1 pseudogene is annotated in these 276 nt (G+C 69.6%); it reads left to right on the forward strand.

The features are described from left to right. Positions 1-50 precede the first annotated feature (50 nt). Positions 51-276: pseudogene (locus tag IJ15_RS0124215) on the forward strand (dehydrogenase); the annotation flags it as partial.

A 276-nucleotide genomic window follows, 5' to 3' on the forward strand; every position in this document is an offset into this window, starting at 1 on the left:
GATCGACGCATGCTTGAACTGAACCGTTGGTCCAGTTAAGGGGTGGTGTGATGCGTGGGGTCGTGTGGGCGCAGGTAGGCGGGCCGGACGAATTGGTGGCGCGCGACGTCGAGGAGGTGCACGCAGCCGCCGGGCACGTGCGGATCCGTGCCGAGGCCAGTCCGGTGTTGTGGATCGAGACGCGGATGCGCGCCGGACTGGTGCCGTCGCCGAGTTCGCCACCGGCGGTGTTCGGCTCCCAGGTGGTGGGCGTGGTCGACGAGGCCGGAGACGGCG

Origin of the sequence: Prescottella defluvii, from assembly GCF_000738775.1 — a bacterium.
In the GTDB taxonomy this organism is placed as follows: domain Bacteria; phylum Actinomycetota; class Actinomycetes; order Mycobacteriales; family Mycobacteriaceae; genus Prescottella; species Prescottella defluvii.